Source organism: Methylobacterium terrae (genome assembly GCF_003173755.1).
GTDB classification, from domain to species: Bacteria; Pseudomonadota; Alphaproteobacteria; order Rhizobiales; family Beijerinckiaceae; genus Methylobacterium; species Methylobacterium terrae.
This window is the reverse complement of sequence record NZ_CP029553.1, coordinates 5718496-5742068: the sequence shown is the minus strand read 5'-3', so window position 1 is coordinate 5742068 and position 23573 is coordinate 5718496. Positions and strand designations below refer to the sequence as shown.

General features: G+C 67.2%; 16 protein-coding genes. 9 read left to right on the top strand and 7 right to left on the bottom strand.

Features of this window, described 5'->3' with window-relative positions; translation table 11 throughout:
* Positions 1 to 279: 279 nt before the first annotated feature.
* Complete coding sequence (locus DK419_RS26560) at positions 280 to 996, top strand: toll/interleukin-1 receptor domain-containing protein (protein ID WP_109961728.1); 717 nt, start codon at positions 280 to 282, stop codon at positions 994 to 996.
* Positions 997 to 1016: 20 nt separating this feature from the next.
* On the opposite strand, the gene DK419_RS26555 is transcribed toward DK419_RS26560, so the two are convergent.
* On the bottom strand, positions 1017 to 1373 hold the full coding sequence (locus tag DK419_RS26555; RefSeq protein WP_109961727.1) for a hypothetical protein: 357 nt from the start codon (positions 1371 to 1373) through the stop codon (positions 1017 to 1019).
* Positions 1374 to 1621: 248 nt separating this feature from the next.
* Between DK419_RS26555 and DK419_RS29695 the strand changes: the two genes are divergently transcribed.
* Positions 1622 to 2005, top strand: coding sequence for a PAS domain-containing protein (locus DK419_RS29695; protein WP_245442736.1), 384 nt, complete (start codon positions 1622 to 1624; stop codon positions 2003 to 2005).
* Between the two features lie 45 nt (positions 2006 to 2050).
* Positions 2051 to 2626 carry a sensor histidine kinase gene (locus DK419_RS29690; RefSeq protein WP_245442735.1) on the top strand — a complete coding sequence of 192 codons (576 nt, stop codon included), beginning with the start codon at positions 2051 to 2053 and terminating at the stop codon, positions 2624 to 2626.
* Between the two features lie 3 nt (positions 2627 to 2629).
* Here the strand turns inward: DK419_RS29690 and DK419_RS26545 are convergent, their stop codons facing one another.
* Positions 2630 to 4855, bottom strand: a complete 2226-nt coding sequence (locus DK419_RS26545; RefSeq protein WP_109961726.1) for a CHASE3 domain-containing protein — start codon at positions 4853 to 4855, stop codon at positions 2630 to 2632.
* Between the two features lie 428 nt (positions 4856 to 5283).
* Between DK419_RS26545 and DK419_RS26540 the strand changes: the two genes are divergently transcribed.
* The 3 genes from DK419_RS26540 to DK419_RS26530 all read left to right on the top strand — a co-directional run bounded on the left by DK419_RS26540 (position 5284) and on the right by DK419_RS26530 (position 13596).
* A complete protein-coding gene (locus DK419_RS26540) occupies positions 5284 to 7698 on the top strand; it encodes a PAS domain S-box protein (protein ID WP_208642249.1) in 2415 nt (804 codons plus the stop codon).
* A gap of 638 nt (positions 7699 to 8336) precedes the next feature.
* Entirely contained in the window at positions 8337 to 12362 is a 4026-nt protein-coding gene (locus tag DK419_RS26535; protein ID WP_245442734.1) for a PAS domain S-box protein, read from the top strand.
* Positions 12363 to 12492: 130 nt separating this feature from the next.
* Positions 12493 to 13596 carry an alpha/beta hydrolase gene (locus DK419_RS26530; protein WP_245442733.1) on the top strand — a complete coding sequence of 368 codons (1104 nt, stop codon included), beginning with the start codon at positions 12493 to 12495 and terminating at the stop codon, positions 13594 to 13596.
* A gap of 104 nt (positions 13597 to 13700) precedes the next feature.
* Here the strand turns inward: DK419_RS26530 and DK419_RS26525 are convergent, their stop codons facing one another.
* The gene (locus DK419_RS26525) at positions 13701 to 13928 is read right to left on the bottom strand and encodes a hypothetical protein (protein WP_109961724.1); all 228 of its coding nucleotides are present in this window, start codon (positions 13926 to 13928) and stop codon (positions 13701 to 13703) included.
* Positions 13929 to 14089: 161 nt separating this feature from the next.
* On the opposite strand from DK419_RS26525, the gene DK419_RS26520 reads away from it, so the two are divergent.
* Positions 14090 to 14335 (top strand): hypothetical protein, encoded by a 246-nt coding sequence (locus tag DK419_RS26520; protein WP_109961723.1) that lies wholly within the window; start codon positions 14090 to 14092, stop codon positions 14333 to 14335.
* A 35-nt stretch (positions 14336 to 14370) separates the two neighbouring features.
* Here the strand turns inward: DK419_RS26520 and DK419_RS29105 are convergent, their stop codons facing one another.
* A complete protein-coding gene (locus DK419_RS29105; RefSeq protein WP_167450851.1) occupies positions 14371 to 14541 on the bottom strand; it encodes a hypothetical protein in 171 nt (56 codons plus the stop codon).
* Positions 14542 to 15085: 544 nt separating this feature from the next.
* Here DK419_RS29105 and DK419_RS26515 point away from each other — a divergent pair.
* A complete protein-coding gene (locus DK419_RS26515) occupies positions 15086 to 16255 on the top strand; it encodes a PGN_0703 family putative restriction endonuclease (protein WP_245442732.1) in 1170 nt (389 codons plus the stop codon).
* A 366-nt stretch (positions 16256 to 16621) separates the two neighbouring features.
* Here DK419_RS26515 and DK419_RS26510 read toward each other — a convergent pair.
* A protein-coding gene (locus tag DK419_RS26510) for an IS3 family transposase (protein WP_425352611.1) occupies positions 16622 to 17805 on the bottom strand; the annotation gives its coding sequence in 2 pieces (ribosomal slippage) (positions 16622 to 17553 and positions 17553 to 17805; 1185 coding nt in all).
* A gap of 17 nt (positions 17806 to 17822) precedes the next feature.
* Here DK419_RS26510 and DK419_RS26505 point away from each other — a divergent pair.
* Positions 17823 to 20429 carry a S1 RNA-binding domain-containing protein gene (locus DK419_RS26505; RefSeq protein WP_109962526.1) on the top strand — a complete coding sequence of 869 codons (2607 nt, stop codon included), beginning with the start codon at positions 17823 to 17825 and terminating at the stop codon, positions 20427 to 20429.
* Positions 20430 to 20500: 71 nt separating this feature from the next.
* On the opposite strand, the gene DK419_RS26500 is transcribed toward DK419_RS26505, so the two are convergent.
* Together DK419_RS26500 and DK419_RS26495 are read right to left on the bottom strand one after the other, a co-directional pair.
* Positions 20501 to 21391 carry a LysR family transcriptional regulator gene (locus tag DK419_RS26500; protein WP_109961722.1) on the bottom strand — a complete coding sequence of 297 codons (891 nt, stop codon included), beginning with the start codon at positions 21389 to 21391 and terminating at the stop codon, positions 20501 to 20503.
* 103 nt (positions 21392 to 21494) lie between these two features.
* Positions 21495 to 23552, bottom strand: a complete 2058-nt coding sequence (locus DK419_RS26495; RefSeq protein ID WP_109961721.1) for a 2Fe-2S iron-sulfur cluster-binding protein — start codon at positions 23550 to 23552, stop codon at positions 21495 to 21497.
* Between the last annotated feature and the right edge of the window lie 21 nt (positions 23553 to 23573).

Here is a 23573-nt window from a genome sequence, read left to right as displayed (position 1 = left end):
AGGGTCGCCTCAGGACGCGTCGTCCTCCGGCCGGCGGCGGTAGCGGCTGGACCCCTCGGAGGCGAACAGCTTCTTGAACTTGACCCGCTGCTCGATCACGCCCCGGAGGGGTTCCGGCCCCCATTCGCCCGGGTAACCCGTGCGGCGACCATAGGAGCGTCGTCCAAGAACCCGCTGCCGGGACACGTTCGAGGCGCACGAACCAATTGGGCCCACGGAACAAAAAGGGTCCAGGGAACATGACTCCCGACCTTGGCCGCCATCTCGACGGGGGCATCGATGCGCGCACGCGCCCAGACATCCACCCGGAAGACCGGCACCCGGCCTGGCGCGACGCGCAATCCGGCCCGGGCCCCCAAGCACGCATCGGCCCTCCCCAAGCCCGGGAAGCCCGAGGTCAGGATCTTCGTATCCTACTCGCATGTCGACAAGGAGGTCAGGCGCCGGCTTGAGACGCACCTGGCCCCGTTGAAGGCCGACAACGTCACGACCTGGTTCGATGGCGACATGGACGCGGGCGACAAGCTCGACACCAAGATCTCCCGCGCCTTGCGCGAGGCACACGTCTTCGTGGGCTTGATCAGCTCGGACTACCTGGCCAGCCACTACTGCTGGAGCATCGAGTACAAGCGCGCCATGAACCGACGCGCCCGCGGCACGATGCGGGTCGTTGCCGTCGTGGTTCGACCCTGCGACTGGAAGTCCACCCCCGCCGCCGGCTTCAAGCTGCTGCCGGAGGACGGGAGGACCCTGCAGGAATGGCGAAGCGTCGATGCGGCCCTGCTCGACGTCGTCCGGGGTATCCGGCGGGTCGTCACCACCGTCCGCCGGGAAATGACCGCCGCGGCCGAGCCGCCGAAGCTTGGAGGCGCCCTCGGCAAGGCCAGGTCGAAGGCGACCACCAAACCTTCGGCGGGATCGAAGCCGACGAAGTCCCGGGCCCGCGCCACGACCGCGCCGCCGAGGCCGCGGAAGGCGCGGGGCAAGACTCCATGAACCAGGCCGGCGTATCAAGTCTAAACGTATCCAGGGCTGGGCACTGCCAAAATCAGCCGAAGGGTGTTTACGTTTTCTTCGACCGTGAGGTCGGTCAGTTCACGCAGCGCTTGCGCCATACCGGCTACGGCGGCGCGCCCGAACCCGTGAACAGGGACATCGAGCGCGTTGTCCCTGCACTCCGCCCTTGTGACTGCCTCCCGGACGATCCTCTCCAGGTTAGTCCCCACGAAGTCGGCCCCAGCTTCCCGACCGAACAACCTCACATCCTGGAAGATATGTTGGATGCCGGAGTCCCGCGACATTTGGATCGAGCGGCTCTGCATCGCGCGGCGATGGGTGTCCTGCACCTTAGCCTTGATTTCCGCGGAGGTCATATCCCGTTCGCCTGACTAGCAACGCGAATATTCCTAGACCGGGAATTGAAAGCGCGGCAGGCCGCTCGCGCCCCTACGGGCACGATGCCGCAACCTCCGAAAGGGTCAGCCCGAGACGCCGCGGCGCGTCCCTGGACGCAGCGCCTGGGCAACCCGCGCCTTTGATGAATGTTAGGACCGTACGCCCGCCGTGAACCAGCGTCCGGGCTCACGAGCCGCCTTGCGTCGGCCTAAGGTAGAGGTAGCGGGTGGTCGGGCGAGACGAGACTGAAGCGACCGCGGCCGATCTCAGGCTGCTCCGTGCCGCCGTCGAGGCTTCCGGCGAGGCAATCCTCATCACGACCGCCGACCCCGACGAGCCCGGTCCCCGCATCGAATACGCCAATCCCGCCTTCATCCGGATGAGCGGCTACGAGGCTCATGAACTCCTCGGACACACGCCGCGCCTGTTGCAGGGACCAGGCACCGACCGTTCGGTCCTCGACAGCATACGCGCCGCCCTCGTGGCTGGCGAACCGTTCCAGGGCGAGGCACTGAATTATCGCAAGGATGGTTCGACCTACATGGTCGAATGGGTGATCACGCCGGTGCGCGACCCGGACGGTCGCATCACGCATTGGGTATCCGCGTAGCGCGACGTCACCGAACGGCGCGCCTACGAGGACCGGCAGGCGCTGATGGTGCGCGAGCTTCACCACAGGGTGAAGAACACGCTCGCCACGGTGCAGGCCGTGGTGAACGCCACCGTCCGCTCGTCAATGACCATCTCGGAGTTCAGCCGTGCCCTGGCCGGCAGGATCACCTCCCTCGCCCGAACGCACGCCCTGATCACCGAGGACCTTGCCCAGGTCGCTTCTTTCGATGGGCTGCTACGGGCGGAGCTCGGCCCCTACGACGAGCGCGGACGCCTGAGCCTGGAGGGCCCGAGGGTGGTTCTGCCCTCGGAGCTCGCCGTGCCGGTCGGCATGGCCCTGCACGAACTCACCACCAACGCGCTGCGCCACGGTTCGCTCGCCGACCCGAACGGGCGGTTGCAGGTGACCTGGTGGATCGAGGAGGCGCAGCCGGAGCGCGCCTTGCGCTGGGACTGGGCGGAGCACGACGGCCCACCGGTGGGACACCCGACCCGCGAAGGCTTCGGCCATCGCCTCCTCAACAAGGTCCTGGCATCCCAGACAGGGGCCACGGTGGACGTGGCGTTCGCCCCCGACGGGCTCCGAGTCTCGGTCCGGATGCCGTTGTCCTCCCGCTAGGAGCTATGCCTCCCGGCCGGGCCGCAACGCGACGACGTTGCCACCCTCGACGGCCGGGACCGCCGGGGCTCGGACCGCCTCGGCGACCTTGCGGGCGAGTTGCTCGCGCTTGAACGGCTTGCCGATGAGCTGCACGCCCTCGTCGAGCCGGCCGTGGTGCACGATGCTGTTCTCGGTGTAGCCCGACATGAAGAGGACCCTCACCTCCGGCCGCAGCGCCCGAACGCGCTCGGCGAGCTCGCGGCCGCGCACCTTGCCGGGCAGGATGACATCGGTCAGCAGCAGGTCGACGCTCGCCGCGTTCGCGCCGAACACGCGCAACGCCTCCTCGCCGTCGGGGGCCTGGAGGACGCGGTAGCCTAGGTCGGCTAGGATCGCGCAGGCGATCTCGCGCACCGCCGGTTCGTCCTCGACCACCAGAACCGTCGCGGAGCCGCGCGGCAGTTCCACCGGCGCACTCGTTCGCGCATTGGCGGCGACCGTACCCATGGCACGCGGCAGGTAGAGCTTCACGGTCGTGCCCTCGCCGGGCTCCGAGTAGATCTTCACGTGCCCGCCTGACTGCTTGACGAAGCCGAACACCATGGCGAGCCCGAGCCCCGTGCCCTTGCCGTCGGGCTTGGTCGTGAAGAACGGCTCGAATACCCGCTTGACCACCTCGGGGGTCATGCCGTGGCCGGTGTCGGACACCGCCACCATGGCGTAGTCGCCCGGCACGACCTCGGCGTGGGTTTTGGCATAGGCCTCGTCGAGGACCTTGTTGCCGAGCTCGATGGTGAGGCGCCCGCCGCCGGGCATGGCGTCGCGCGCGTTCAGGGCGAGGTTCAGGACCGCGCTCTCAAGCTGCGCCGCGTCGGCCATCGCGGGCCACAGCCCGACGGTCTCGACGTAGCGGACCTCGATGGGCTCGCCGAGCGTGCGCCGAAGGAGCGGGATTAGGTCCGGCATGGTCGCGGCGAGGTCGATCGGCGCCGGCGCCAGGGGCTGCTTGCGGGCGAAGGCGAGGAGCTGTCCCGTCAGCGTCGCGCCGCGCTGCGCCGCCCAGGCCGCCCGCTCGATCCGCTGCTGCATCCGGGCGTCGCCATCGAGCTTGGCCCGGACGAACTCCAGGTTCCCGAGGATGACCTGAAGCAGGTTGTTGAAATCGTGCGCGACGCCGCCGGTCAGCTGCCCGATGGCCTGCATCTTCTGGGCCTCGCGCAGCACGCCCTCGGCCTGGGCGCGCTTAGTCATGTCCGAGACCGTGAGGACGAAGCCGCCGTCGGGCATCGGGGTGCGACGGATCTCCAGGTGGTGCCCGTCGGCGCGCTCGCGCTCGTAGGTGACCGCCTCGCCCGGGTTCCGGCTACCGTGACGAACCTGGTCCTCGGTCTCCAGGGCCGGACGCCCCGGCTCCGCCGTGTGCTCGACGAAGGCGCCGTAGGCGGTGCCCGGACGAAGCATCGCCTTGGGCAGGTCGAGCAGCACCTGGAAGCACTCGTTCCAGTTCGCGAGCTTGCGGTCGGGCCCGAACACGCCGACGCCCTGGCTGAGGCTGTCGAGGGTGGTGCGCAGCCGCAGGGCCAGCGCCCGCTGCTCGGCCTCGGTCCTGTAGGAGCGCGACCACGCCTGGTTCAGGAGGCGGGCCGCCCAGAGCAGCGTCAGGATGGCCAGCACCGAACCGGCGATGACGAGCCAGCGCACCCATCCCGCGCGGGCGTCGTTCTGGGCGAGGCGCTCGTCGAGCAGCCGTTGCTCGTCGGCGAGCATGCCTGTGATCGCCGTCTCGGCCTCGCGCATGTCGTTGCGGCCGGTGTCGGTGTTGACGATGCGCAGGGCCGTCTCGAACCCGCCGTCGCGACGTGCCTGCACGGTCTGGGCGAGCTCCTCCAGCTTGTGCTGGAGGATGGGAGCGAGCGCCCGGATGCGCTCCTGCTGGGCGGGATTGTCGGCGGTGAGCTTCAGCAACTCGCCCTGGAGCAGGCCGATCCGGTCGCGGGCTGCATGGTAGGGGCCGAGGTACTCGTCCCTGGCGGTCAGCAAGTAGCCGCGCTGGCCCCGCTCGGCATCCCTCAGGGCGATGGCGAGGTCCTTGGTGGTGGCGAGCACCCGGTAGCTGTGCTGCGACCACTGCCGGGCTTCCCGGGACGCGTTAAGGCGCTCCCAGGTCACCGCGCCGACCAGGGCGAGGATGACCACGAGCACGCCGAGGACCAGGAAATTGGCGCGCGTGACGAGGTAGCGTGTCATGGTGCTCGGGTCCGTGGGCGTCGGTGGCCGGTGGCTCGACGGCCGGGGCCATGTGGCCTCGCGCACTCGCGTCACGTGGCTCTCCTTATGGCTCACGATTGCGGGATTGTTGAGACCGCATCCGGGGGTCCAAGGCCGCGGCATCCGTGCCCGCGAAGGGCCCGGCGACCGGCGCCGGATCCGAACCGGCAGGATCCGGCTCAGGTCGCCTCGGGGTGAATCGCGCACTATGGAAACCGGGACGGATTCCTGGCATGTGGGTGCAAGGATGAGGCATCGGCGGGCCCCGGCCGTCAAAATCCGCCGCGTTCCCCACGAGCATGGCGGCCTCGGATCCGGGGCCGGCGTGATGGACCGCCGCCCAGGCAGGATGGCACGCCCCCCGGTACCGGCTGGCGGGAGATCGCGCCAAAACCTAGACGAGGGTCATGGACACCGCTGAATTGCAGGCCGAGGTCGAGCGACTGCGTGGGCGCGAACGGGCCCTGGAGGACGAGGTGGCCCGGCTCCGCGGCGCCGGGACGCCGCCCGTGGGCTCGCCGCGGTCCGATCTCCTGTTCACCGCCGCCGAGCAGACCCGGATGGCGATGATCGTCACCGACCCGAACCTGCCGGACAACCCCATCGTCTTCGCCAACCGCGCCTTCCTGGAACTCTCCGGCTACGCGGCCGAGGAGCTCGTCGGGCGCAACTGCCGCTTCCTCCAGGGACCCGACACCGACCCGGCCGACGTGGCCCGCGTCCGGGATGCCATCGCCGCCCGCCGTGACGTCGTCGTCGAGCTGGTCAACCATCGCCGCGACGGGTCCGCCTTCGTCAACGAGCTTTACGTGAGCCCCGTCTTCGGCCCGCACGGCGAGTTGCTGTACTTCTTCGGCAGCCAGCTCGACGTCAGCCGCTTCCAGGAGCGCGACGCCGATGCCGCGGGCGGTGGCGCGTCGTTCCGGAGCCTGCTGGAGGACGTCGAGGCCGGGTTCTGCATCATCGAGGTGCGCTTCGACGAGGAGGGTCGGGCCGAGGACTACCGGTTCGTCGAGGTCAACGCATCCTTCGAGCGACAGTCGGTCCTGGCCGGCGCGGAAGGGCGCTGGATGCGCGAGCTGGTGCCGGACCACGAGCGGCACTGGTTCGATACCTACGGCGAGGTCGCGCGTACCGGACGGGGCGTGCACTTCAGGGGGGTGGCGTCGCGGTTCGGCCGTCACTTCGACGTCCGCGCGGTGCGCGTCGGCGACCCCGCGTCGAACCGGGTCGCGCTCCTGTTCGAGGATGTCACCGACAAGCAGGAGAACGAGGTCCGCCGCGAGGCACGCGACCGCGACCGGGCGGCCGAGCGGGACGTGGTCTGGCGCAACAGCCGGGACCTTCTGGTCGTATGCGGCTTCGACGGCTTCTTCCGCGCGGCCAACCCGGCCTGGACGGAGATGCTTGGCTGGCCGGCCGGCAAGGTGGTCGGCGCCCGGTTCGACGCCTTCGTGCATCCGGACGACCGGGGAGCCGCGGGTCGCGCGTTCGAGGCGCTCCGCGCGGGCGAGAAGCTCTCGAACCTCGACGTCCGCGTCATGACCGCGGACGGCGGCCACCGATGGATCTCGTGGAACGCCATCCCGCTCGGGGATCGCCTTCACGCGGCGGGGCGGGACGTCACCGAGCGCAAGGCGCTGGAGGAGCAACTGCGCCAGGCCCAGAAGATGGAGGCGGTCGGGCAACTGACCGGGGGCGTGGCGCACGACTTCAACAACCTGCTGACCGTCATCAAGTCCTCGACCGACCTGCTGAAACGACCCAACCTCGCGGAGGAGCGCCGGGGCCGGTACGTCGACGCCATCTCGGACACGGTCGATCGGGCTGCCAAGCTCACGAGCCAGTTGCTGGCGTTCGCGCGCCGCCAAGCCCTGCGCCCGGCGTTATTCGACGCCGCCCAGTCGGTGGCCGCCATCGCGGACATGGTCGGGACGCTGACCGGCGCCCGCATCCAGGTGGAGACCGACACGGATACGGGCGCCGACGAGGCCGGCCGGAGGCTGCGCTGCCACGTCGACGCCGACCCGAGCCAGTTCGACACCGCCCTCGTCAACCTGGTGGTGAACGCCCGCGACGCCATGCAGGGCGAGGGCCGCCTCCGCATCGCGGTCCGGCGCGCCGACCGGATACCGGCCCTGCGGGCCCATCCGGCCGTACCGGGTGACTTCGTCGCCGTCTCGGTCTCGGACACCGGCGCGGGCATGCCGCCGGACCTGCTCGACCGCATCTTCGAGCCGTTCTTCACGACGAAGGGCGTCGGGCACGGCACGGGGCTCGGGCTCAGCCAGGTGTTCGGCTTCGCCAAGCAGTCGGGCGGCGAAGTCGCGGTGAGCAGCGCCCTCGGGATCGGAACCACCTTCACCCTCTACCTACCGCGCTCGGCCCGGGCGGAAACGCGCGAGGAGCCCGAGGAGGAGACGGAGCCGCTCATCGACGGCCACGGCACTCCCGTCCTCGTGGTCGAGGACAACGAGGAGGTCGGCGCCTTCGCGACGCAGGCGCTGAAGGAACTCGGCTACGAGGCCGTATGGGTGACCGACGCGCAGGCCGCGCTCGCGGCCATCGACGAGGTCGGGCAGCGTTTCGAGGTGGTGTTCTCGGACGTGGTGATGCCTGGCATGAACGGGGTCGACCTCGCCCGTGAGATCCGACGGCGCCGGCCCTACCTGCCGGTCGTGTTGACGTCCGGTTACAGCCACGTGCTGGCCTCGGAGGGAGCCGGCGGCTTTCCCCTCCTGGGCAAGCCGTACTCGGTGGCTGACCTCAGCCGGGCCTTGCGCAAGGCGCTGCGGGAACGGTCCTCGCTGGCCTACGGCTGACGAGCGTCCCTTTTGCCCATGGACGGTCGACCAAGCCCGGGACGTTCAGGCCGGACGTGCGTTGACGCTCGCTTCCGTTTCGGAAGCGGATGGGGGATCCAACATGCAATCGGACACGCCGCGCCCCGGGGACGACCCCTTGCCGCCCATCGGCGACCCGCCGCCCGACCCAGGCCCACCCGAGGGCGACCCGCCGGCCGACCCGCCGGCGCCGCAGCCGCCTGGCCCCATCAACGGTCGGTAGAATCCCTCCCCGCTCCGTTCGGGCGCGCGCGCGGGACCGGATCCGCATCACCGATGGCTCGACCTGCGGGAGCGCATGCCGGGCCATTCGGACACGAAGGGTTCGTGCAGGCCCCCCTTGTCCGGCTCCGGACGACCGTTGCCGACCGACGCATCCCCGGCCCGCGGGCCATCTGGGAACGCTTGCGTAAGGGTGCGGGTGCGGACTACGCCCATGCTGCGGCCGATCTCATTCCGTAGTATTCAGCCGCTCGATTCCCTCACGGCCGCCGCATTCGGTTACCTGGTTTGATCACGCTCGCACTCGTCAGTCGTACGCGCTGCCGCCCGACCCCGGAACGTTCCCGCACGGTGGGCCGGCCGGTTTCCGCTCCGGTCGAAAGGGATACGCGCCGGTGAGCGAGCTTGAGATCGAGCGGCTCCGGCGACGCGAGCGCGAGCTGGAGGCGGAGGTGGCGCGCCTGCGCGACGAGCGCACCCAAAGCCAGGCATCGCACTACCGGGAGATCTTCGACAGCGCCGTCGACTTCGCCATCATCACCAGTGACCTTCATGGCGTGATCACCGCCTGGAACCCGGGCGCCGAGCGCCTCCTGGGTTGGTCGGCTGGGGAGATGCTCGGTCGGGCCGCCGCGACCTTCTTCACGCCGGAGGACCGGGCGGCCGAGCGGCCCGCCATCGAGATGCGGTGCGCCGCCGAGACCGGACGTGCCTCCGACGAGCGCTGGCACCTCCGCAAGGACGGGTCCCGGTTCTGGGCCAGCGGCGAGATGATGCCCCTCCGCGCCGCGGACGGCGCCGACATAGGCTTCCTCAAGATCCTGCGCGACCGGACCGAGGCGACGGCCGCGGAGGGCGAGGCCCGGCGCGTCCGGGACGAGCTGCAGGTCGTCACCGACGCGCTGCCGGTGCTGATCTCCTTCATCGACCGGGACCACGTCTATCGCTTCGTGAACCGGCATTACGAGAACTGGTTCGGGCGGCCGGCGGGTGAGATCCTCGGGCATCGGGTCGAGGATGTCGTCGGCGCCAAGGCCTACGCGGACCGGCTCCCGTTCATGGCGCGCGCGCTCGCCGGCGAGGACCTCACCTTCGACGCCGAGATGCCGTTCCGGGGAATCGAGTGGCGGCAATCGGAGATCCGCTACGTCCCGCGCCGGACCGCCGGCGGGGTGGTGGACGGCTTCTTCGTCATGGTCACCGACATCGCCGAGCGCGAGCGCGCCCAGGCGGCCCTGCGCGAGGCCGAGGACCGCCTCAGGCTGGCGCTGGAAAGCTCCGGGACCGGCATCTACGACTACGACCTCGTCACCGGCGCGCTGACCTGGGACGCGCGCACCCGGGCGCTTTTCGGCCTGTCCCCGGACGACCCGGTCTCGTACGAGGAAGCCTTTCTGCCGGGCCTGCACCCGGACGATAGGGAGCGCACGGACCGCACGGTCCAGGCCGCCATCGGCGCGACCGACGGCTTCGACACCGAGTATCGCGTCGTCGGCCTGCGCGACGGCATCGAGCGCGTGCTTGCCGCCAAGGGCAACACGATCTTCCGCGACGGCGAGCCCGTGCGCTTCGTCGGCACCGTGCGCGACATCACCGAGGCCCGCGCGGCGGAGGCACGGGCGCGGCGCCTCGCGGCCCTCGTGGAGCAATCGAGCGACTTCATCGGCATCGCCGACGCGGCGGGCATGCCCGAGTTCGTCAACGAGGCCGGCCGGAGGCTGGTCGGGTTGGGGAGCCTCGACGAGGCCTGCGCCCACAACATCGTGGATTACTTCGCCCCGGAGGACCGGGCGACCGTTCTGGAACAGGCGCTCCCGGCCGTCCGGGAGAGCGGCTTCTGGGGTGGCGACCTCGCGTTCCGCGACTTCGCCACCGGGTCGGCGGTCCCGGTCCACTACACCATCTTCCCGATCCGCGACGCGCAAGGGACGCTTGCCGGCTACGGGACGGTGACGCGCGACCTGACCGAGCGTCGGCGCCAAGAGGCGTTCCGTACCGCCCTTATCGAGCTCGGCGACCGCTTCCAGGCGTGCGTCGACACCGCCGGAATGGCCTACGCCGCCGCCGAGGTCATGGCCCGTACCCTCGGCCTCGACCGGGCCGGGTACGGCACCGTCGACGAGACCCTCGACACCGTCGAGATCGAGCGGGACTGGACGGCCCCCGGCGTCGCCAGCGTAGCCGGCCGTCATCGCCTCAACGACTACGGCGAGGTCCGAACCGGCCTCACGGAGGGTCGCGAGGTGGTGATCGCGGACGTGACCGTCGACCCGCGGACCGCGGGCGCCCCGGAGCTTCTCCTCGGCATCGGCGTGCGGGCGCTGATCAACGTGCCGGTGATGGAGCGCGGGCGCGTGGTGGCGCTGTTCTTCCTGCATGACCGCCAAGCGCGGGACTGGCGGCCGGACAAGCTCGCCTTCGTGCGTGACGTCGCCGAGCGCACCCGGGCCGCCATCGAGCGCCTGCGCGCCGAGGCGAGCCGGCGCGAGAGCGAGGCGCAGTTCCGCGCCTTCGCGCAAGCGATGCCGAACCATGTATGGGCGGCGGACGGCACGGGAGCGCTCTACTGGTTCAACGAGCAGGTCTACGCCTATTGCGGCGTCGAGCCGGGCGAACTCGATGGGACGGCCTGGGCCGCCATCGTCCATCCCGACGACGTCGAGGCGGCCGGACGCGCATGGGCCGACGCGCTCGCGACCGGCCACCCCTACGAGACCGAGTTCCGCATCCGCAGGCGCGACGGGACCTATCGGTGGTTCCTGGTGCGCGCGGAGCCGATCCACGGGGCCGACGGCGCCGTCGTCCGCTGGGTCGGCACCAACACCGACATCGAGGACCGGAGGCGCGCGGCGGCGCAGCTCCAGAGCCTCAACGAGAACCTTGAGCAGCAGGTCGAGGAGCGGACCCGCGACCGCGACCGGATGTGGCGCCTGTCGACCGACGTGATGCTGGTGGCGCGCTTCGACGGGACCATCGTGGCGGTCAACCCGGCCTGGACGACCCTGTTCGGCTGGGCGGAGGACGAGCTCCTCGGCCGCTCGTTCATGGACCTCGTGCACCCGGACGATGCCGCCTCCACCGCGGCGGCGGCGGGAGACCTCTCCGCCGGCTCGGTGATCCCGCGCTTCGAGAACCGGTACCGACACAGGGACGGCAGCTACCGCTGGCTGTCGTGGACGGCGGTGCCGGACGAGAGCTTCATCCACGCGGTGGGCCGCGACTTCACCGTCGAGAGGGAGGCCGCGGAAGCCCTCGCCAAGACCGAGGACGCCCTGCGGCAATCGCAGAAGATGGAGGCGGTCGGCCAGCTCACCGGCGGGCTGGCGCACGACTTCAACAACCTGCTCGCCGGCATCTCGGGCTCCCTGGAGCTGATGCAGACCCGGATGTCGCAGGGGCGGATGGGCGACCTCGACCGCTACATGACCGTGGCGCAGGGCGCGGCCAAGCGCGCCGCGGCGCTAACCCACCGCCTGCTCGCCTTCTCGCGGCGCCAAACCCTCGACCCGAAGCCGACCAACGTGAACCGCCTGGTCCACGACATGGAGGAACTGGTCCGGCGTACGGTCGGGCCCGGCATCCACCTGGAGGTCGTCGGTCTCTCGGGAGCCTGGCCGGCCCTGATCGATCCGGGCCAGTTGGAGAACGCGCTGCTGAACCTCTGCATCAACGCGCGCGACGCCATGCCGGACGGCGGCCGCATCACCATCGAGACCGCCAACAAGTGGATCGACGACGCCGGCTCGCGTCAGCACGACCTGCCGCCGGGCCAGTACCTCAGCGTCTGCGTGACCGACACCGGCACCGGCATGGCGCCGGACATCATCGACAAGGTGTTCGAGCCGTTCTTCACGACCAAGCCCACGGGCCAGGGGACGGGCCTCGGCCTGTCGATGGTCTACGGCTTCGCGCGCCAGTCCGGCGGCCAGGTCCGGATCTACTCCGAGGTCGGCGAGGGTACCACGGTCTGCCTCTACCTGCCGCGTCACTACGGCGAGGCGGACGAGGATGATGTCGCGCGCCGGCTCGCGGAGGTCGGGCGTGCGGGACAGGGCGAGACGGTGCTGATCGTCGACGACGAGCCCTCGGTTCGCATGCTGGTGACCGAGGTCCTGGAGGATCTCGGCTACACCGCCATCGAGGCTGCCGACAGCGTCGCCGGCCTGAAGGTGCTGCAATCGGACGTCCGCATCGACCTGCTGGTGACCGACGTGGGCCTGCCCGGGGGCATGAACGGCCGGCAGATGGCGGATGCCGGCCGCGAGCGGCGGCCCGACCTGAAGGTGCTGTTCATCACCGGCTACGCCGAGAACGCGGTCCTTGGGAATGGGCACCTGCACCCCGGCATGCAGGTCCTGACGAAGCCGTTCGTGCTGGAGACGCTCGCCACCCGCATCAAGGACCTGATCGCCGACACGTAGGAGCGCCGGGCTTCCCGATGGGAACGGCGAGGAGGCCTGGAGGTTAGGTGGGGGACGCCGAGCCCGATCGCGGCCGGCTCCCCCTCCCAAAACGGATACCCTCATGCGTCGTCGGACGAAACTCGCGTCCGTGCTCGTTGCCGGCACGGCCCTGCTCGCAGCGAACTCGGCCTGGTCCCAGGAGCAGCCCAAACCCACCGTCAAGGACCGCCTCGACGCCGTCGTCTCGACGGTGACCGGCTCGCCCATGGCGAACCTCGACGTCGACATGAAGCACGTGCTCGACGCCATGGGTAAGCTCGACCCGAAGCCGCTTCCGAAGCTGTCTCCCCAGGAGGCGCGCCAGCAGCCGACCCCAGCGGACGGCGTGAAGGAGCTGCTGAAGGAGCAGGGCAAGCCGACCGCGCCCGAGCCGGGCGTGACGACGAAGGACATGACCTACGAGACCGGGGGCGGCACCCAGCCAATCCGGATCTACACCCCCGAGGGCGCGCAAGGGCCGCTGCCGGTCGTGGTGTACTACCACGGCGGCGGCTTCGTCATCGCCGACATCGACACCTACGACAGCACCCCGCGCGCCATCGCCAAGGGCGCGAAGGCGGTCGTGGTGGCGGTCGAGTACCGGCACGCGCCGGAAGCCAAGTTCCCAGCCCAGCACGAGGACGCGCTCGCGGCCTACAAGTGGGTGCTGGCCAACGCCAAGAGCTTCGGCGGCGACCCGTCGAAGGTGGCCCTTCTCGGCGAGAGCGCGGGCGGCAACCTCGCGACGAACGTCGCCATCGCGGCCAGGGACCAGAACCTGGAGAAGCCGGACTACGTCGTCGCCGTCTACCCGATGGCCGGCACGAACCTCGACACGCAGTCCTACAAGGACAACACGTCGACCAAGCCGCTGAACAAGGACATGATGGCGTACTTCTACGACCAAACCGTCCGCAACGACGCCGACCGCGCCGACCAGCGCCTCGACGTTGTCGGCAAGGCCGATTTGAAGGGGCTGCCGCCGTTCACGGTCGTCACAGCGCAGATCGACCCGCTGCTCGACGACGGGAAGGCCCTTGCCGACAAACTGAGGGCCGCAGGCGGCCAGGTGACCTATCGCGACTACCCGGGCGTCACGCACGAGTTCTTCGGGATGGGCGCGGTGGTCGTCAAGGCCAAGCAGGCCGAGGACGCGGTGGTGGCCGACCTGCGGAAGGCCTTCGTGGAACAGGCCGCCGGCACCACCAAGTAAGTGAATGGGTCGGCGCCGTCAGGGCGCCGACCCCGAGGCCGGCCGAGATAACGGCGTCGACTGTCTAATAAGTGATCCGGCCGCTACGCGGCGCCGAACGGGGCCTACGCAACGGCGTCTGTGAAGGCGTAGGTTCGCATGACTCCTATGGCGTGCTGCCGCATGCGAAGGAGGGCGAGCCCATCAAGGACGCCGAACAACTCCCGCTCCGCGTCGCCGCTGTCGCGACCTGCCCCGAGCAGGGCCGTCACCGTCCCGGCCAGGTCATCCGCGCGGAGTTGCTCCGCGGCGGTCTCTTCGCGGACGGTTTGCAGCATCGTGTCCAGGGGCATCGGGAGGTCGTCCGGTAGGCGCCCACCAACTCGGGCGTCCGTCAACGCGCGCTAACGGCCAAGGTTGCCCTGACCGACGCCTGGGCGCGTCATGACGACCTGCCGCGGGATACCTCGCTGGGGCATGGGGGTTATCGACGACACCGTCGTACGGAGCCTTCATGTTGAACCCCTTCCTCCCCGCGCTCATGCTCGCCTTTGAGGCGCAGAAGGTCATCGAGTTGCGGCTGGTGCGGATCGCATGGGGCGGGGCCGAGGCCCAGGCCGAGATGGTCTCGATGGTCGGCGAGAAGGTCGTGGCCGCGATGGAGGCCGCGAATACCCTCATGGCGGGCGGCAGCCACGGCGATGTCGTATCGCGCTACCGGGAGTTGGTCGCGGACAATACGCGGCGTCTCTCGGCCTGAGCCGGGCGCGCCGGGGCCGTCCGAGCCTTCTGCCCTCAGCCGACCCGGCGGGTGTTGCAGCCGTCCTCGCAGAGCTCGAAATACCACCCAAACGAGACACGGACATCCATCTTCTTCCTGAGCGTGTTCGGCGTCAGGCGCGCCTTGTGCAGGGCGGCGCCACGGAGCGTCACGGACTTGAGTTTCAGCAGGGTCTCGGTCGGCATCAGGGGACCGCGTCGGGCTAGGATCTCGGATACCCGAACCTTAGGACGTTGTATGCGCCAGACCCAGCATTCACATCTCAACGGTTGCTGTCGGGCACTAAGCGGCCATTCGAGTGGTTTCGCCCGAACGTCTGCTGATGGCGCATCTCGGAAGTGGCGAGGGCGCTTTGACGCACGGCAGCGGGTGCACCCCAGCTGTCGGACCCGCTATTTTCGCGAAAACATCAACCAGACCAGGGACGAGGCGCCCACCGCCGGCCGGGTGGCGGCGGTAGTGGACTACCTGCGCCTACCACCCCTACGCCGACACGAGCCGGCATGCCTGCGGTACCACCGCCGACGTGGACGACGGCTGCGACCGCCGCCTGGCGGACCGGCACCTCCACCGGCGATCACGCCGAAGCACCAGACAGACTACGCCCCTGCGCACAGTCGGCGTGGCAGGGAGCCACGCCGCGCCGTCCCCTTCGTCGTTCATCCCGCTGCCCCCTCCGGGAACCCCGGTCCAGCCGCACCCCCGCGGCTGTGATTCAGGACCACCCCGATGGACATCACCGCCCTCCTGCCGGCAGCCACCACTAACGACCCCAACCCTCTCGCAACCGCCGCCCGCGCCGTCCTCGACCCCTCCGGCCTCGGCCCGATCGACCGCGTGCCCCTCATCCCCGAGGCCGCTCGCCGCCGACACCACGTCTTCGTCCCCGCCGACCACCGCTTCAAGGCCGCCGCCCGCTTCCTCCAAGCGCTCTGGCGCGAAGACCGCGGCCTCGCGATGGGCACCCACGTCAACCCCCGCGAGCCGCACCGCCCCCGCCGCCTCGGCTCGCGCATCTCGACCGCGGCCGGCGCGCTCGGCGCCAACTTCCTTCATCCCGACATTGTCCCGGTGGTCACGCGCGCACTGGCCTACCGCGAGCCGGGCGCGGCCTATGACGTCGACCGCCTCAAGACGAACCTGCTGTCCTCCCAGCCGCTTGCCTTCAACCTGTTCGGCCCGCTCGCCGGCGACTCGCAACTCGCCACCCGCTTCGTCACAGAGTTCCTGCCGGGGACGCTGACGGAAGTCACCGACGTGCTGTTCGAGCACAGCCCGGGCCGCGGCGACCCGCGCTTCACCGCCGACCGCACCGCCTACGACGTCGTCATACGCGGACGGGGCGCGACCGGCGCACGCGGCCTGATTTGCATCGAGATCAAGTACAGCGAGCCTGGCCACGAGCCCGCGCCCCCACCCCACCCGCGGCACACACAGATCGCGCACGCCACCCCGGGCCTGTTCGTGGACCCGGACAACCCGACCCTGACAGGATCTACCTGTCAGCAGTTCTACCGCCAACACTGCCTCGCGAGCGCGGTGCTCACAGCCGGGCTCGCGGACACAGCGACCCTGGTCTTCATCGCCCCCACCCACAACCAGTCCGCGCACACGGCAGCAGCGACCTACCAGCGCCACCTTGCGGATCCCCAGGCCGGCCCGATACCGTTCGTGCCCACAACGCTGGAGCACGCATTCGCGGCCATCGCGACCGCTGGCCTCCCGGACCACGCCCGCGCGCTTCATCGACGTTACACCGACTGGTGGCTCGTCGACGGCGAACTCGACCTCGCCGCAGCAGCCGCGACGCAGAAACCAACCGAGGGCATGGCGGCACTCGACACCGACGCCGCCCATCGGCTCCGTACGGCAGCGTCGCCCAGCCGCAAAGCCGCCTGATCGCACCAACAACCAGCACTTCATCTACGCAATGACATCCGGGCCCGGCGGCCGGTTCGCCGTCGGGCCCGGACCCAATGCGCTTCCTGCAACGCCGCGGACAAACACAGTCAGGACACCAAACAAAATCCCCTAATAGCCAAGCGGCAATCCTGCAAAAGCAGCCTATATCCAACCCGCCCAACGTAGTCTATAATATAACCCGTCGATCGACAGCGCCGCACTAGCGTCGGCGGCAGGCACCACTTATCTCGCCCGCACTTTCGTGTCTGCCAACGGCAGGCACCACTTCTCTGACACCCATACGAATTCGCCCCGCAGCACTGGTGCGGCTGACCTGCTCCCCGCTTTCCCGCCACGCGTAGGTTAGGTCTGTTCCTGTTCTGCCCCTTGCGGGGCGGGTGAGCAACAGGCTGGGGGCATGGAGCCCCCACGCGGCGCAGTGCCCCCAGTCTGTTGCATCGCGAGGGCACTGGCCTTGGCGGCGAACTCCATCGGGGTCAGCCCGGCGAGGCTCGTGTGTGGTCGGGCGGTATTGTAGTCGATCCGCCAAGCATCAATGATGCGACGCGCCTCGAACAACGTGCCGAAGACATGTTCGTTCAGGCATTCGTCGCGCAATCGCCCATTGAACGACTCCACGAAGGCGTTCTGCATCGGCTTGCCCGGCGCGATGTAGTGCCATTCAACGCCTCGTTCCTGAGCCCAGCGCAGGACAGCGGTCGAGGTGAGTTCGGTGCCGTTGTCGCTCACCACCATGGCAGGCAAACGACGCTCGGCAACGAGCCGGTCCAACTCGCGCACGACGCGCAGGCCCGAGAGCGAGGTGTCCACCACCGTCGCCAGCGCCTCGCGGGTGTGGTCGTCGACGACGTTCAGGACGCGGAAGCGCCGCCCGTCGGCGAGCGCGTCGCTGACGAAGTCCAATGACCAGCGCTGGTTGGCCTCCTGTGGGATCACCATCGGTGCTCTGGTCCCAAGTGCTCGCTTGCGTCCGCCGCGACGGCGCACGGTGAGCTTCTCCTCTCGATAGAGCCGGTAGACCTTCTTCAGGTTCACGCACGCCCCCTCCCGTTTGAGCAACATCGCCAGCCGCCGGTAGCCGAACCGGCGGCGCTCGCCCGCATGGTGGCGCAGCCGAGCTCGTAGCGCGTCATCGGTGCCGGGCCTGCGCTCATATTGGAAAGCCGAGCGGTCTACCCCGAGAAGCCCGCACGCACGCCGTTCCGAGAAGCCGTGATGTTTGATCACGGCTTCGACAGCAGCAAACCGTGCGGCGGGCGTGGTCAGTTTTTTGCCAGCAAATCCTTCAGGGCCGCGTTGTCGAGCACGGCCTCGGCCAGCAGCTTCTTCAGCCGCCGGTTCTCATCCTCCAGGGTGCGCAGTCGCGCTGCCTCGGACACCTTCAGACCGCCGTACTTGGCTTTCCAGTTGTACAGTGTCGCATCGCTGATCCCGTGCTTCCGGCACAGATCGGCGGTCTTCACGCCCGCGTCATGCTCGCGGAGCACCGCGATGATTTGCTCCTCGCAAAACCGGCTCTTGCGCATGGTCCATCTCCATCCCGATGGACCCAACTTACGGATGGCAGGAAATCAGGGGAGCAGGTCAATTAGGGCTTAATTTTGATCCTGTTACCGTTCAAACTAAAAAGAATTTGCGCCGATTCGCAATTGGCAAGGGGGCTGAGAAAAAAAGCTATATACCTGATTATGTAGTTACTATCGATGCCTTTCCAATTTTGATTTGTGAAGGAAAGGGCCCTGGTGCAAATTTGGATGAGGCATTTCGGGAGGCACGACTTTACGCTGGCGAACTAAATGCTGTATTTGAAACAGACATCAATCCAGTTCGCTTTGTCATGGCCACAGATGGTTTTAATATTTTAGCTGGATATGTTGATAGTGATACACCAAAGTATCGAATCGACGATCAAAATATTAGCCTTTACTCAGACTCGATGGCAAATTTTGTCAAACATTTTGGTCTCGAATCTGTTGTAGAGCAATATAAAATTGTTGCCAAAAAAACTCGACCGCGGAGATTTTGGAAGCCAAACAGACTTATCGGAGGATCGGCCATCACACATGAAGAAATTTCTTATAATTCATTCGGAGCAAATATAACAACCGATTTTTCTCATATATTTAAGCCATTGACACTTGAAGACCGCGCGACAATAGCAAAACATGCATATGTGCCTTCGAAAAGGCGTGAGCGATATGTGGAGCCAATTGACCGAATTATTCGAGCCGCCGCTCCAGTATCCGAGGCTCGATCCAAAACTGTCGAGGATACCGCAGCCCCAAAGGAAGTCTTTAGGGCGATGCGTCGCGTACGAAAATTGGAACATGAGATACTTCTGATCATAGGCAGCGCTGGAGCAGGCAAGACAACATTTGTTGACTACCTCCAGGAGGTCGCACTACCACGCGATCTAAGAGATAAAACAATTTGGATAAGAATAAATATGAATCCTGCCCCCATTTCTAGAGATGAAATATATAGTTGGCTGAGGGCGGAGATAATATCATCGATTAAAAATTCATGTTCTGATACAGACTTCGACGATATCGATGTAATAAAAACTGTCAACTCAGAAAAAGTTAATGCTTTTAGAAAAGGCATTGGTCGTCTGTATGAATCAAATAAGGATATTTACAATACAAAACTAGGAGAGTATTTGCATAATATACTTGAAAATCACCACCTTCAAACAATCAATATGATAAAATATGCTTCTGGGCAAGAAAATAAACTTCCTCTAGTAGTTCTTGACAACTGCGACAAGCGTCTTCGAGACGAGCAGCTTCTAATGTTTGAGGCTGCACAGTGGCTACAAAGAGAATTTGCCTGCCTAGTTGTACTCCCTCTTCGTGAGGAGACATACGACAATCACTATAATGAGCCTCCCTTGGATACGGCACTGAAGGATTTAGTTTTTCGAATTGAGCCCCCTCTATTTCAAAGAGTTCTGCAGGAACGCATTTCTTTGGCACTTAGCACCCTTGACAAAAAAGGTAAAAGAATATTAAGCTATACACTTCCAAACGGTATGCGTGTTGATTATCCAGCCTCAGATCAAGCATACTATCTTGGATCTATTCTAAGATCTCTCTTTGAACATGATCGATTTGTGCGGCGTTTTATTGTAGGCCTGTCTGGGCGGAACATACGTCGCGCGCTGGAAATTTTTTTACAATTTTGCCAAAGCGGGCACATCCCCGAGGAAGAAATTCTTAAAATTAGAAGATCTGAAGGACAACACGTCCTTCCTCTTGAAATGGTTACGAACGTTCTTCTTAGACTAAATCAAAGATTTTATACGAGCAAAGGCGCTTATCTGAAAAACATCTATGCCATCGACGAACATGACGAGCACCCGAATTACCTAAGTCGACTCCTCATTCTTAGATATCTTCAAACCAAGAAGGACAGTTCAGGACCCAATCGGCTGCGTGGATATATCAAAGTTGCTGAATTAAGGCAGGTTATGGAGCGTCTTGGAATTAGTTCACAAACATTCTCTAGGGAGTTAGAAACCCTAGCGAAAGCTTTTTGCGTCTATACTGAGGATTTTAGAACAGAGAAGCTGAATGATTATGATTTAGTATCGCTCGCTCCCGCGGGATTTGTTCATCTCCAAATTACAGACAACGTGCATTATCTCGCGACGATAGCTGAAGATACGTGGTTCACAAGAGAGGATGTAGCTGTCCAAATCTCAGATAGGATCAGAGATCCGTCCTCGCATTACACTCTAACTAGCGTTTTCTACAATGCAGTTGACGTATTCAATGAAATCTCCGCTTTTCGCGATAAAATGATCGCGGTTCAGCAAAATACATTTGACAATAATGAACTCTCGGCGTTGACTGATTTGGTGAATGCGCACAGCAATCTAGTTCGCTATGAGAGGAGTTTTGCATCCGGAAGCTGGATAGGCTTGCGCGAGCGCCACCCGATAGGTAGTAAGCGTGTGGGTAAAATCGTAGGAAATAAGGCATTTGGGCTTTTTGTTGATATTGAGCCGACACTTACTGGACTTGTGCCGGCATCTTCGCTTCCGCGCGACTATGCTGCAAACAGTGATTTCAATGTAGGAAAGCAATTGCAGGTTTGCATCGCAAGAATTGACCCTAGTCTACAGAAGATCGGCCTCGAACTTATATAAAAACCTTAGATTTGCGATCATGTGGTGTACAACCAAATATTGAGAGGCGACTAATCAGGAAATACACCAGTCTAATTCAATACCCCATTCCCCCGCAACCGCCCCACCGCCAACTCCACAAACGTCCTGACCTTCATCGCAGCATCCCGCCCCTCCGGAAACACCACGTGAACCGGCAAGCGCGGCTCCTCGTACTCACCGAGCACGATTTGAAGACGCCCATCGGCGAGGGCCGGGGCGATCTGGTAGTGCAGCACCCGCGTCAAACCCCACCCGGCCAAGGCCGCGTCGATCGGCGCCTCGTTGGTGTTGCATTCCAGGGTCGGGTGCAGCGTCACGCGCTCGTCGTTGCGAAAGCGCCATTCGGGCGAGGGCCAGGAGCCGGTCGAGACGGCGATGCGGTGCGCCTTGAGGTCGGCGGGGGATTTGGGGATGCCGTGGCGGGCGAAGTAGCTCGGCGCGCCGCAGACGACGCGGCGCACCGTGCCGACCCGGAGCGCGGTGAGGCTGGAATCGGGGAGGTGGCCGATGCGGATCGCGACGTCGATGCCCTCCTCGACGAGGTTCACCGGGCGGTCGACGAACAGCGTGCGGGCGGTCATCGCCGGGTAGGCGTCGAGGTAGTCAGTGAGGATCGGCAGGACGTGGAGCCGCCCGAACAGCACCGAGGCGGTGACCGAGAGCGTGCCGGTCACCATGCCCGTGTGGCCCGCTGCCGCGGCCTCGGCCTCGGCGATCTCGACGAGGATGCGCCGGCACTCCTCGACGTAGCGGCTCCCGGCCTCGGTGAGCCGCACCGAGCGGGAGGTGCGGGTGAACAGCCGGGCGCCGATCGTCGTCTCGAGCGCCGCCACCGCCCGCGTCACCGCCGGCGGACTCATGTTGAGGTGCCGCGCGGCCTTGGCGAAGCTCATCGTCTCCGCGACCTTCGCGACGATGCGCATGGCCTGCCAGCGATCCATGATCCCTCCCGCTCGCCCCTCGACGCCGCGACGGCGGCCCGCCCGCGTAGGGTCGCGCGGCTCGCGGGCGCGTCAACCGGGCGAGGTGCGAAGGGGCTTGGCGTCAGAGCGCGAGCCGGAGGTCGTCCGTGCCCGCGGCCGGCACCGCGCGGCAGGGCAGCACCTCGTCCGGCGCGATCGCGGCGGCGGGCGCGACCGGGTAGGTCACCGCGCCGGCGAGGAGCCGGGTCCGGCAGGTGCCGCAGGTGCCCTCCCGGCAGCCATGGGCGGGGCTGAGGCCGCTCGCCTCGGCGAGGTCGAGCAGGGTGCCGGATTCCGGGGACCAGCGCGCCGCCCTGGCGGATGCGACGAACGCGACCGCGACGGGGTCGGGCGAGGGCGGCCGGCGCGGCGGCGCGCCCGTCCGCACCAGGGCGGAGGGGCCGAACGCCTCCGCGTGGATCCGCGCGTCGGGGACGCCACGGGCGCGCAGGCCGTCGTAGAGCGCCTGGGCGAAGGCCGCCGGCCCGCAGAGATAGACGTCGGGATCGGCCTCCGGAGCGGAAAGGGGGGCGAACCGCGCGACGAGATCGGCGTCGATCCGGCCCGCCGCGTCGTAGTCGCGGCCGGCCTGCGCGTCCGTCACGTCGCCGAGCACCCGCACCACCCGCACGGCGCCGCCGGCCGCCGCGACGAGGTCGGCGAGCTCCCGGTCGAAGGCGCGGTCGGTCCGGCTGCGCGCGGCGTGGACCAGGGTGGCCGGGCGGATGCGGCCGGTGCGCCGGCCCTCGTGGACCAGGTGGCGCAGCATCGCCAGCAGCGGCGTGATCCCGACGCCGCCGGCCAGCAGCACCGCCGGGCGGGTCTCGGCGGCGTCGAGGGTGAAGCTCCCGGCGGGCGCGCGCGCCTCGAGGACGTCGCCGACCCGGATCCGGTCGTGCAGGTGGCGCGACACCGCGCCCTCGCGCTTCACGCTGATGCGGTAGCCCTCGTCCGAGGGCGCGGCCGACAGGGTGTAGGTGCGGATCGCCGGCGCCTCGGCGCCGGGGAGCGTCACGCGCACCGGCAGGTGCTGCCCGGCGAGGAACGGGAGCGGGTCGGCGCCGTCGGTGGGGGCGAGGTGGAACGAGCGGATCGTGCGGCTCTCCGCGACGATCCGCGTCACCCGGTAGGGGCGCCAGCCCGCCGCCGCCCCGGCGGCGCGGATTCGGTCGGCGGCCTCGCGCCAGTCGCCGGTCGCCAGGGATTGCGGCGAGGCCCCCCGATCCCGCGTCGCCCAGCGCAGGGGCAGGGCGCCGGGCCGGCGCACCACCCGGCGCGGGCGAAGCGTCCACAGGCGCTCGGCGCCGCGGAAGGCCGCGATCTCGGGCGAATCGAGGATCACCCCCGCCTCGCCGGTGACCTGCAGGAGGTCGCCGGTCGCGAAATCGGGGAAGACCAGCCCGGCCCGGCGGTTGAGCCAGATGTTGCCGAGGGTGGCGAAGAACCGGTTGCCGGAGAAGTCCGGGATGGTCAGCGTGCCGTCGGGCGCGACCCGCACGAAGCCGGGCTTGCCGCCGCGATGCGAGACGTCGACCCGCCGGTGCCCGTCCGGCTCGGCGTAGGTCGCGACGAAGAGCGTGTCGGCCGCGGCGATCAGGGCCCGGGCCGCGTCGTCGAGCCCGGCGCTCTCCTCGGCCCGGCCGGGGCGGGGCGCGCCGGCGGGAACGGGGGCGACGGGGGCGGCGTCGCGCAGGGTGATGTATTGCGGGCAGTTGCCGAAGCTCTCCTCGACCGCGACCCGCAGGGTTCCGCCGGGGGCCAGGCCCAGGACGCCGTTCGCCCGGTTGCGGCGGCGGGTGTGCAGCTCGATGCCGAGGAGCCCGACGGCCTCGCCCGCGTGCAGGCCCTCCGCCGCCGGGTCGGCGGGATCGGGCCGGACGTCGAGGGTGAGCGTCGTCGGCGTCGGCGCGGCGACGAAGCCGGGGGCGCCCGACAGCAGGGTCGCCCAGGCCTCGCCGCGAGGGTCGACGCTGCCGAGGACGACGAAGGGGAGCTGGGTGAAGAAGGCCCGGTGCTGGTCGGGCATGGCGTCCCGCACCACCCGCCGGCCGATCTCCGCCATGCGCCCGACGGCGCCGATCGTCGCCTGGATCGCCGTCTCGCCCGGGTGCCAGGGCGAGCGGAGGGATGCCTCGCTCATGATCGTCCTCCCGTCCGGTTC